This is a genomic window from Peribacillus butanolivorans, assembly GCF_001273755.1.
GTDB classification, from domain to species: domain Bacteria; phylum Bacillota; class Bacilli; order Bacillales; family DSM-1321; genus Peribacillus; species Peribacillus butanolivorans.
Map to the genome: position 1 here is coordinate 4396134 of NZ_LGYA01000001.1, position 12204 is coordinate 4408337.

General features: G+C 33.3%; 9 protein-coding genes. 2 read left to right on the plus strand and 7 right to left on the minus strand.

Annotation, left to right across the window (positions count from 1 at the left end):
* Window positions 1–97 precede the first annotated feature (97 nt).
* Both AKG34_RS20230 and AKG34_RS20235 read right to left on the minus strand, forming a co-directional pair.
* Window positions 98–622: a GNAT family N-acetyltransferase gene (locus AKG34_RS20230; protein ID WP_053347767.1), complete on the minus strand. Its 525-nt coding sequence runs from the start codon at window positions 620–622 to the stop codon at window positions 98–100.
* Window positions 623–955: 333 nt separating this feature from the next.
* Window positions 956–1246, minus strand: coding sequence for a hypothetical protein (locus AKG34_RS20235; RefSeq protein WP_053347768.1), 291 nt, complete (start codon window positions 1244–1246; stop codon window positions 956–958).
* A 202-nt stretch (window positions 1247–1448) separates the two neighbouring features.
* On the opposite strand from AKG34_RS20235, the gene AKG34_RS29375 reads away from it, so the two are divergent.
* Both AKG34_RS29375 and AKG34_RS20240 read left to right on the plus strand, forming a co-directional pair.
* Entirely contained in the window at window positions 1449–1571 is a 123-nt protein-coding gene (locus AKG34_RS29375) for a hypothetical protein (protein ID WP_269083749.1), read from the plus strand.
* Window positions 1572–1907: 336 nt separating this feature from the next.
* Complete coding sequence (locus AKG34_RS20240; RefSeq protein WP_053347769.1) at window positions 1908–2705, plus strand: peptidoglycan-binding protein; 798 nt, start codon at window positions 1908–1910, stop codon at window positions 2703–2705.
* 208 nt (window positions 2706–2913) lie between these two features.
* On the opposite strand, the gene AKG34_RS20245 is transcribed toward AKG34_RS20240, so the two are convergent.
* From AKG34_RS20245 to galU, 5 genes are all read right to left on the minus strand, one after another.
* Window positions 2914–3765, minus strand: a complete 852-nt coding sequence (locus AKG34_RS20245) for a pirin family protein (RefSeq protein WP_053347770.1) — start codon at window positions 3763–3765, stop codon at window positions 2914–2916.
* Window positions 3766–3897: 132 nt separating this feature from the next.
* Window positions 3898–4371, minus strand: coding sequence for a MarR family winged helix-turn-helix transcriptional regulator (locus tag AKG34_RS20250; protein ID WP_053347771.1), 474 nt, complete (start codon window positions 4369–4371; stop codon window positions 3898–3900).
* Window positions 4372–4997: 626 nt separating this feature from the next.
* A complete protein-coding gene (gene galE, locus AKG34_RS20255) occupies window positions 4998–5969 on the minus strand; it encodes a UDP-glucose 4-epimerase GalE (protein WP_053347772.1) in 972 nt (323 codons plus the stop codon).
* A gap of 355 nt (window positions 5970–6324) precedes the next feature.
* The gene (locus tag AKG34_RS20260) at window positions 6325–9933 is read right to left on the minus strand and encodes a CDP-glycerol glycerophosphotransferase family protein (RefSeq protein WP_053347773.1); all 3609 of its coding nucleotides are present in this window, start codon (window positions 9931–9933) and stop codon (window positions 6325–6327) included.
* A gap of 531 nt (window positions 9934–10464) precedes the next feature.
* Complete coding sequence (galU, locus tag AKG34_RS20265; RefSeq protein WP_053347774.1) at window positions 10465–11349, minus strand: UTP--glucose-1-phosphate uridylyltransferase GalU; 885 nt, start codon at window positions 11347–11349, stop codon at window positions 10465–10467.
* Window positions 11350–12204: the final 855 nt, after the last annotated feature.

Here is a 12204-nt window from a genome sequence, read left to right on the forward strand (position 1 = left end):
CAACCTCATTGAAATAAATCAGACCCCATAGTTCAATTAGAACTATTTCTTTTCGGTAATTGCTCATTCAATAAGGTTCGTACTTCATCCACTCCCCCTATTTCAGTAAAGAGTATACGTTCGTATCAAATGGTACATCATTTTGATACATATAATTCTTTAAAACCCCTTCCTTCTCAAAGCCCAATTTTATTAATAACTCATTAGATGCTTTGTTTTCTACAAACACAATAGCTCCAATACGCTTTAGATTAAGTTCTTTAAAACCATATGATATGACTTCTAAAACAGCCTCAGTGGCAAGCCCTTTTCCCCAATTCTCTGGAAAAAGTGCATAACCTATTTCAGCCCTCTTATGTTCAGAAGACCAATCGTGAAATCCAATTGTTCCGATAATGCCTTCCTTTTCTTTACTTTCAATTCCCCATTTAATGCCGCGTTTTTCATTGTAGTTATTAGAAAAATTCACAACAATATTTTTCACCTGATCTAAACTGGTTAACGGTTTTTGTCCATAATAACGCAATACATCTGGATTCGAAAAACAGTTTAATATATCCTGTGCATCATCTACAGTAAGTTCTCTCAAGATAAGCCGTTCTGTTTCTAATTTAGGAAACATTCTCCCACCCCTTTTTTCATAGTCTTTCACGTTAATCAAACAACAAGCTAGGTAGATCTAATTTTTCAACTGGTTATTTACTATCTTTTCTAAAAGGGCCTTAATTTCTTCATTCTGTTTTGTATGTTTGTGTAAGTCCTTTGCTATTAAAGGTAAGTAGTAAAGGAGAAAAACAGTAATTGCTATAAAAAAGATTATGGATAAAAATTGCTTGAGTTCACTCCTAATGGTCATTTACAACAATGAAAAAATAACATTAATACAATCAAACTGCCTCGTTGAATAAAAAAGAACTGTCATATAGACAGCCCTGATCCACTACTTGACTAGCAGTTAGACAAGTTTGTCGTTATCTTTTTTTCCTAATATAAATGTAAAGTAAGTTAGTATAAGTGTTAGTATTCCAGTGCCAAATAAGACACTTCCAATTATTATAAAATTATTTTTATGAGTCTCAACCACCATATTGTATTGGTCAGTATCATAGATTCCATCTTCCTGATTATTAAGCCAAGAATCCCCTAGTGAAATGCCAAAATGAATACTTGAAAACATCAGTGCTAGCCCTGTTATTGCTAGTAAAGATGAAATAATCAATAAGTTATTACTATGTTTAGTTAACATGTATATTTCCTCATCTCTAAATCTATTTCCATAATAAATAAATATTACCATATTTTTCTTCACAATTGGGAGTTAATACATGACAGGACCTCAATAAATCAAAGGGTTTGTTTTACTATGAATTGATGGATTCCACCATTAATACTTATCGGTTGTAGCACCAAGGATAGAGGCGCGGATAAAATCAAGGTTTTGGAAACGTTTGAGTTCCTTCGGTGTACCTGTCACGACCGCTCCATTTAATCAACCTCAATCAAAACCAGCACTTGATGTCATTCTGCATGGAGGAGCCACTGGTAAAATCGATTTCTTCTACTTTTTTTGATTCATTGATTATACGGAGAGCTAGAATTGAAAGGGATTAAGAGTTTATTATATTTAGTATTATTTTCCTAAGTGGTTGTGTAAATTAAGAAAAAATCTTTCTTTTAAGTACGAATGTCCGATAACTGCGTATATGCCACCTCTTCTTCTTCTTCAAAAATGAACTACGCTATTACAACTAAGGATATTGGCATCATATATCCTCCCTATTCGTTTCTCTGTTTGTTACATGTATTAACAATTCTTTAGTGCCTTCGAGGTGTTTTTCCTTAACTGCGCCTGAAAAAGTGATAGTTTAGCGAATTGTTTAAGGCAAGAAACAACGAGGAGGACAAACATGAAAAAAATATTATTTACGATCATAACGGCTTCTATATTCATTATGGGAATTTGTATGCCAACTAGAGGTGAAGCTGCCGTTGGAGATCGCACACTTTCGTATGGAACGAGTCATAGTGATGTAAAGGAACTACAGGAATTATTAATGACAAAAGGGGTCTTCCCCTATCATGAAGCAACAGGCTACTTCGGTCCGATTACAAAAGAGTCTGTTAAGAAGTTCCAGGAAAAATCAAGACTAAAAGTTGATGGAATAGCAGGTTCACAAACGAACCAGAAAATAAAAGTCCTGCGCAGTGGGGATATCGGTAAGCCTGTAGCTGAACTACAAAGGCTATTGAAGGTATGGGGTGTTTACACTTCAACGGTCGATGGCATATATGGCAATGGTACAAAGCAGGCCGTTTCAAATTTTCAAAAGCAAAAGAGTTTATCGGTTGATGGAATTGCAGGGGCAAGAACTTTAGGCAAATTAGAGGAGAAAGCCAATTTAGTAAGCCAAAATGTTAAGGAGCTGACCGTTGCAAGCACAGCTTATACGGCAAGCTGTTCTGGATGCTCCGGCACCACGAGAATGGGCGTCGATTTAAAAAAGTATGATGATGCAAAAGTGATAGCAGTCGACCCAAATGTGATCCCTTTAGGTTCTACCGTAGAGGTTGAAGGTTATGGACAGGCCCTCGCTGTAGATACGGGCGGAGCGATCAAAGGCAATAGAATTGATGTTTTCATTCCAAAAGAAGCGGATGCTTTAACGTGGGGAAGAAAAGAAGTGAAAGTAAAAATAATAGAGTGATTGAATACGGCTCCAGCGTTTCAATCTGAATCTGCTAAATAAATAGAGAGAAAGAGCATGTATTGAAAACTTAAAATACATAAACAATTATTAGAAATAAAAAATTAAAAAGAGCATCAAGTGTTGATGCTCTTTAATTTCTTATACTACATATAATATCTCTAGGAAACTTCAGATTAACCTATTTCTAATTCCATTTAAATATTCGTTAATCCTTCAAGAATGTACCTTGCCGATACTCTAGGTAAGCTTGATCAATTTCCTCTTCTGTATTCATGACAAATGGTCCACGGGCAACAACTGGTTCCATCAAAGGTTCTCCCGCATATAAAACAATACGCAATGGTTCAATTGCTGTTATATCCACTTCACTTTCCTCTGATTCTTTCCCTGCACCCAGCCACAACACTTGACCCTTTGAAGCTTTCATTTCGTTTTTACCGAATAATCCACTTCCTTCTATTAGATAGATCATTCCGTTGTAGCTACCCGGCAAATTCTGTGTGACCGAAGCTCCAGGCTCTAGAAGCATTTCCACCATCGTAACAGGAACATGGTTTTTCGTCGCAGAGATAACATCCTTTGATGAACCAGAAAAGACGCGGATGATAGCTCCTTCTTCTTTTCTCACTGGCATATCTTTTCCCATTAAATTTTGATATCGCGGTGTTGTCATTTTTTTATCACGGGGAAGATTGACCCAGAGTTGAAGCGAATGGGCAGTAACACCTTCAGAAGGCACCTCATTATGCACAACGCCGCTTCCGGCTGTCATCCATTGGACATCACCCGGTCCGATTATTCCACCATCCCCGGTATGACTGTCATAGTGCTCAATCGTTCCATCGATAACAAATGTGACTGTTTCAATCCCTCTATGTGGATGAATATCAAATGAACCTTTTTGAAATTTATCCTCCATCATTAAAAGAAAGGGATCACTCTTCTCCCAATTTCCTGGTTCAATGACTGGACCCGCAGTATGAATCGGACTATATTTTTGAAGTTTCACATCTCTTACCTCAGCAATATCACGTTTGAAGATATTTTTACTTTCCATGCCTCTATTCATCCTCCTTGAAGTTACTAGTAAACTGATAAAGTGCCGTTACGATTATTTCTTCCTTTTTAGCTACTCAATAACTCTCCTCAACGCTTTGAAAACAAGTTTCGCTCCAATCCCATACCTGATTTAGGATTCCTCTTGTATTGAATTAGGCACTTCCGTTTGTAAACTATATCTATGAACCTTTATCATCATCTCATGCAGGTTCTTCTTTTCAGTGTCATCCAATACATCAAATAATGAAGCTTGAAAATCTGATTGAATTGGCATTACTTTTTCCATTAAATCTTTCCCTTTTTCAGTTAATGAAATATATTTAACTTTCCATTGTTGATCCCGAACAATCAGATTATCTTTTTCTAACCTTGTTAACATATGTGATACGCCTCCACGACTGATCGTAAGGTGCTCCGCCAATTCCAGTTGTGAAACAGGTTGATGAATAAGCACTTGTGCCAACATATCAAATTGCGCAGCAGTGACGCCAAAATGTTGTAAATGATCATTCGTAAGCTGGTTACTTCTTTGATAAAAACGAACCATTCGCAGCCAAATCAACAAACTCAATTTATTATCATCGGTAAACCCCCGTCTATCCATGTTTGACCATCACCTCTCCTCTTGATACACCATCAGTTTACTAGTAACTTGATAACTAGTCAAATGGCATTAGTTTATCATACAAATTCCCCCATATAGTATAGCCATTCTGTTTCTAATATAGAAGATATTCTCTCATCTAATGAGAGATTTTGGGAGAATTATTGTAGTAGCAAATAAAAGAGATTGTTAAACCTAAAATAATATCAAAAAAACACCTCATACCTTGGTTTGAGATTTACGAGAAATCACTACCAAACTGCTAAGGTGTCCTTATAGGATACTATAATTTAATGCTACATCTCTAACCTCTATACTTCTTATCGTAATATTTTTCCTTCTTGCAATTCCAATAGTATTGAACGGGTCTGGGTAGTTTTTAATATTGCCATTCAAAATACCACCCTCAATCATGATATTACCAAGTCCATAACTGCAAGCAGCAGCTCTTTCTTCAAGGAGTAAATGATGCTTACAGACTAGGCTTCGATAATCAAGATACTTTTATAATTGGCTTACTTGTTAATACGTCTAAAATCCAAAAAACGGGACGTTCCACTGACAAGCATATAAACCTTCAATAAGAAACCAGTAAAAAATACTGATTTTCTATGTGGTTCTAATACTTAATTCATTTGAGATTTATGCCATTTCCATGCACTTTCAATAATCTCGTCTAAATCTATTGCTGCTTTCCACCCAAGATCTTCATATATCTTATTGGCTGAAGCAACCAGTCGAGCTGGATCTCCTGGCCGACGATCTGCATATTCTATATTCGGTTTTACCCCTGTGACTTTTTCACATGTGTCTATTACATCTTTAACCGAAAATCCTTTTCCATTCCCAAGGTTGTAGATTGCCGTATTCTTCTTCCCAGACAATAGGGCTTGAAGAGCTAATATATGTGCTTTAGCTAAATCCGTTACATGAATATAGTCGCGAATACAAGTACCATCTTGTGTATCATAGTCTGTACCAAACACGGAAATTTTCTCACGTTGACCTAATAAATGCTGTAAAATAATAGGAATTAAATGTGTTTCTGGATCGTGACTTTCACCGATTTCTGCCGACTCATGTGCTCCAGCCGCATTAAAGTATCGCAAAACAACATAATGAAGTCCATATGCATGGGCAAAGTCACCTAAGATTTGCTCTACCATCAATTTCGAGCGACCATATGGATTAATCGGATTAGTTGGCTGTTCTTCATCAATTATATCTACATTTGGTATCCCGTAAGTAGCTGCCGTAGATGAAAAAATGAAGTTCTTAACATCATGCTTGAGCATAGTATTTAATAAAGTAATAGTTGAAGCAACATTATTTTCATAGTATTTATAAGGGTCTTGAACAGACTCACCAACTAAACTATTAGCAGCAAAATGCATAACAGCCTTAATTGGATATTTGAGGAATATATCATTTAAAACCGCTCCATCCCCTAAATCCCCTTCTATCAAGATGGCCTTCGAATCCACCAGCGAACGAAAACCCGTTGAGAGATTATCTAGAATAACCACCTCTTCTGTATTTACTAACTCTTTTACAAGATGACTTCCAATATAACCTGCACCGCCAACAACCAAAATCATATTATTTACTCCTTTCAATCTAAAAAACCTTTAACATTAAAATTAAGGGTATACATTCCTTTTCATAATCCATGAAAAATGAAAAAGTCAATCAAACAAGACATATGACTTTTGAACCAGCAAATCTAGTATCTTTCAGTATATCAAGGATTGGTATAACTGAAAACGAATTCATGGCAGCATCAGTTATATGGCGCTTCAAACGATTGAACTATTAATTATTTTTTCAAGTCCATGATGAAATAATTAATATGTATCCCGAAATCAATTGTGCTTTTTTCGTGTCCTTTGATTATTCATAGAGTGGGGCAGACTCCTTTCTCATTGAATTTGAGAAAAGAACCTGCCCACTACTTTATAAGCATTTATTAAATGTTTCCATAGCTAAAGAATTATATTGATTGTAATCAAATTTTTCTATTTTGAGATTCTCTTTTCTTATCATAGAGTATAAACCTTTTTCAAGTCCATTAATGCTATCTTCAACAAGCAAACCATATTTCCCGTCTTCCAAAACGGTTCGATTAGCAATTATATCAGTAGCCATAATTTTCATTCCTAAAGTCATCGCCTCTAACAAAACCATAGGTTGACCTTCATAATGTGAAGAAAGAACAAAACAGTCACATTTTTTCATAAACGAAAAAGGATTTTCAAGTTGTCCTAAAAGATGAACTGAGTTATTCAAATCTAGCTCATTGATTAAGTCCTGTAAATCTTCCTTTAAAGGACCCTGTCCTAAGATATACAACTTACTATTTTTGTGTTCCTTTTGGAATCTTGCAAATGCATAAATCAAATTATCTTGTCCTTTTTCTGGAGATAATCTTCCCATGTTGACAAAATTAAAATTATCTTTTCTGGGATACGGGATAAATTGATTATCCACCTCCAATCCAAAGACTTCTTTTATTTTTAAAGCATTATTATCTAACCAGCCTAGAGATACACCATCCTTTATTATATGAGAATAAGTACCCTTTAGAGTAACTGCTTCCCTATCTACACTGACTATACTTCCATTAAGGCTTTTTAAATTTCCAACCGTCGTCTTAGCACCTTGTAACCCAAACGGTTTATTCCAAATATAATCCTTTTTCCCGAAATTAATTTCTGAAGTGCTCTGTACTTCTCTCTCTTTTAACTTTATTGGTGTATCTATAATTTTAAATGCTCTGGTATCCAGCCACCCAATTTTTTCATTATCTATTTCAAAAAGATAATAAATACCTTTTATGGTTTTATTTACTGTTATAATGTTTGCAATTTGTCCTTCATACTCTTTTGCTTTAGCTATTTTTTTAGCATTAAAATTTGGATAAGCTTTTGTCCAAATTTTATGGTTTTCTGGTTTAGTTATTACTCCATACATCTGCGTACTAATGTTTATTTCTTTCAAAGTTCTATTTTCAATATTATCAATTATATTCTTATTCTTTTTATAATTTCTGGATATAATATACTTTCTTTTTAAATGAATTTTCTTCTTGTTTATATTGCTCAAATTTTCATAAATTGAACAATGTTCAAGAATAGATAAAGCTGAATTATCTATCCACCCTATTAATGTATTATTAATTGAAATTCTACTATATATCGAATGTTGTGTTTTTACTTCCTTATCAACTTTCACAATAATACCTTTAAAATCTAGACTAGTAGAAACTTTGTATGTGCCTTCAACCTTGTATGGTTTAGACCAAATATGGTTTCCCCCTGGTCTTACCAGTTTTGCGATTTTATCAAGATCTTTTTCGTAAATAATACTGTCTGGCATTAACTCAATGGCCTCATCGGTTATCCAGCCAATAATTTGATTGTTAAAACTGAATTTGTAAAAAGTATTATACTCATCTCTTGCTTTTCTTGAAATCACAATTTCAGCATTTTCAAATCGTTTTCCTAGACGAAACTTAGTTGCACCCAAATTACCAGGAAGGATATTCCAAGCGTAGTATTTATTAATACCCTTTAATATCGCTCTGGCTTTGAAATTTTCTGTAATCAATGACTTTTCGTCATTTTCTATAACTTCCAGTTCCTTTGATTCAATTTGAAGGATTTTCTCTGGGTTGATAGAATTCATAACATAATCGAATTTATCATAGTCTGCATACTCTAACAAATTCTTTCGGTTTAATTCCATTGTTCCCTTGGAAACACTTACAAGTTTATCAAATCGATTATATACGGAAAAAAGTCCCCTCAGATTTATACGATGAGGTCTCTTTCCATTAATAATTTTCTCACTCTCAGAGAGCAAATCATTATGCAAATAACAAATTTTCTTTTTTGCATCTGCGGACAAGAGAAATTTAGCCCAATAAAGACTATACCCACTAAAATCAATAACAAAGTCAAATTTAGTTTTACCGAATAAGCGTGCATGTTCTCTAACATATGCATTTTCGGGGTAAAGCTTTTTCCCTAAAAAACCTCTTTCCCCTCTATTATTAATAAATTTATTCCTATATACTTCAAAAAATTTATAAGCAGGTAGTCCAGGTTTAAAAAGAAAACGCACATTCTTATTTACCCTGTCCAAATTTTTCAAGACTTCTTTAGAGTGAGGAGTAGCAGTAAAACAACTAACATCATATTTCTCATAATCTATGTTATTCATTAAATTGAGGAAAGAAGATGTAATCCCGTTATTTCTCATGCCTCCCGGATATATTAATATTTTTTCCTTTGAGGAATCTAGACCAGTAATGGTGTTGAGTTCTTTCGAAGACCTATTGAATATATTAAGGACAATTCTCTCTGTTACTTTCCCATCTTCATAGTTCGTGAATTTCTCCTGCATCATTTTATATTTTTCACAATAACTCATTTTCACATTTTTAATATCCTTAATTGCATTAACTAATTCTTTCGAGTTAAAAAGCATTGGGCCAGGAAGTTCATCATTTTTAAGATATTGCCCTCTTTGCTCTGTATAAACATCAGCATCCCAAGTGTAAAATAGAATTGGCTTATTGGTAACAAGGAAATCAAAGAAAATACTAGAATAATCAGTAATAAGCAAATCAACAGTAGCAAGCAATTCATTTGTATCCACATAATCAGGGATCAATCTTTCCTTGATTTCTGTGTGCTTATTAGCTTCTTTATAAAGATAAGGGTGAACCTTAATCAAAATATTATATTGATCACCGATTTGACTTTCTAAATAATTTATATCTGCAATGATTTGAAGAACATCGTTATTCACTTTAGAAAGATTTGTTCCCTTCCAAGTTGGAGCGTATAAAATATTCTCCTTACTACCATTGATTCCTAAACCTAAAGTTCTTAAATAATCATTAAACTCTTCAGGATTTGTATTCAGAGTTAAGTCAATTCTTGGATATCCTTCTTCGATAATTTTCCCTTTATACAATCCGTTTAATTTATAGCTTTCAGTAAATATTTTGGTAGTATGAGCATTAGGACTCAAAATGTATTCTGTGCTTAAAAAGTTCCTTAAAACGTTTTGAGAGAGTGATGGATTACCCGGTATATCAAAACCCATATTTTTAAGTGGTGTACCGTGCCAAGTATTAATATAAACTTGATCATTTTTTGGTATAAAAAAAGACTGGAATGTTGAATTATTAATTAGATACTCACTTGTTGCTAAATACTTAAAATAGTCCTTTGAGTTACGTTGAACAAATTTAACATTAGGCATGTCTTTATACTTTGATATTACACCTGAAAGCGGACTAAAATCTTGAATAGACCATATATGCACAAAATCTTTAAAGTCTTGATTTCCTATCATATATTTAAACATCGCGTATGGACTGTCAGTGATACTATTCCCATCGCGACTCTCATAAAATATAGTGTTTTTTTTCACAATTAACTTATCATAAAACTTTGCATAATTATTTACACGCTGATGATTTTCCTTTGATAAGTAATTAGCAATTGGTTCTTTAAGGAAATCGATTTTTCTTTTTAATACCTTCTTATTCACTAACTGGGCATCCCCTTTTTTGATTAAATTTTCCCCTGATTCAAAATCACAATTATCTTTCCAGGGATAAATAATAGCAACAATAAATTTTCAATAGTTGGTGACTTTTTATTACTACTTTTATAGAGCTTTACTTTGATTATTAAGCTATATATTCCCTCTGTCTTAGTAAGTATATTACTTCACAATAATCTATATGAAAATAGCACTTTCACTTCTAAATATACCCATGATAAAAATATCAACTTTATTATCTAACATCTCTTGAATCTTTTGTTCTCAATTATCTTTAGGGATCACTTAATACACATTACAATAGTTTATATATTAAACTATTAAATAATCGCAAAGGTCTATGTCACGCCTGATCGATATTTTAAACTTTTTCAATTTAGATTCATCATTTTTAATAAAAATGCAGCAAACAACAAAGCAAATGATTAAACTATCCTTTGCCCTTGTTTTTATAAATTCCTATCCATAAGCCTAGTTAAAGTTAAAGAAAATCTCATAAGAATTAATGTAAAAAAACTACTTAACTGCCTTATGTTTTTTGAGTATACTTTCCAATTCTCTTAAAATGTCGTCTCTCAATTCAGGACGTTGTAAGGCAAATTCAATGGTAGTTTTTACAAAGCCATCTACAACTCCGACATCATGTCTTTTTCCTTCAAAATCATAGGCAAATACTGTTTGGATTTCATTTAGTTTTTGAATGGCATCAGTTAACTGAATTTCACCACCAGCACCAGTTTCATGTTTAGCTAAAAAGTGAAATATTTCTGGAGTTAATATATATCTCCCCATAATCGCTAAATTAGATGGAGCTGTTCCTTGTTCTGGTTTTTCAACAAAGTTATTAACTTCGTACCTTCTACCATCTTGAGTAAGCGGGTCAATGATACCATACCTATGCGTTTCGCTTTCATTAACGGATTGTACTCCAATAATAGACGAACCTGTCGCATCATATTCATTTATTAATTGACGTAATGAAGGTACCTCGCTTTGAACGATATCATCACCTAAAAGTACGGCAAATGGTTCATCCCCAATAAAATTACGGGCACACCAGATAGCATGTCCAAGGCCTCTCGGCTCTTTCTGCCTAATGTAATGGATATTGGCTAAATTAGATGGATATTGTACTTTCTCCAATAAATCAAATTTTCCATGATCCCTCAAATTATTCTCTAGCTCAAAGGCATTATCGAAGTGATCTTCTATCGCACGTTTATTCTTTCCTGTGACAATAATAATATCTTCAATGCCTGATTCTACAGCTTCTTCTATAATATATTGAATAGTTGGTTTATCCACGATTGGAAGCATTTCTTTTGGCATTGCCTTTGTAGCAGGTAAAAAGCGTGTTCCCAATCCCGCTGCAGGTATAATTGCTTTTTGTACTTTTTTCATTAATTTGTAGCTCCTTCATACTTTAGAAAATGTAAAAAAAAAACCTTTCAACAATTACAATTGTTGAAATTTTTTTAATCAAATGGATACCTCTTATATTAAAAGAAAATTCATAAAGGTAATTAACTAATGTTCATTCCAGTGTTAATAATAAATTGAAAAAACACTAAAAATTTCTTAATCACATTATTGATAGTAACATAGACTCATTTTTTGTAAATATTTCAGAATAAATACAATAAAATTTGTAATTATTAATATTTTGAGGTAATTTCATATTTGATTTTTTTAAAAATAAAAAGACCTACAGAATTTGTGTTTCTGCTACCCCATTCATAACTTAACTTCTTAATCTTATTATGAATGGTTCTATCACTTACATGATGATGTATCGCTATCTCTTTAATAGTCATTTTTTGTTTGCAATTTTTTTTGATGATGTCTTTTACTAGCATTTCTCCCCATAGCTTCTAAGTATAATTATGGTGGAAATGCACCTAATCCATCAGAAATTGATTTAAATTCATTTAGTTAGTAAATTGGTAGCAAAGAACGGGGCTCTAGAGGGTAAAAGGACGGATCATCCATAGTTATATTGACATACTACTACATGGTAGTAATCCCAAAACAAAAAGGAGTATCGAGGATTTTCCTTTGATGAGGATATTTTTGATAGTGTAGACAAAAGGAAAAAAGTTAGAATTAGTAATCCAAGCACTGAGTTTGTCCAATAGCGGTATTCGCCAGTACAAGTTGACTCTATTATAGAATGGAAGAATATTGATTTACTTGTAAATATACATACACCTATAATAGAGTAAATCTTTGCCATTCCTTGTTAGTCAGGTACGTTCA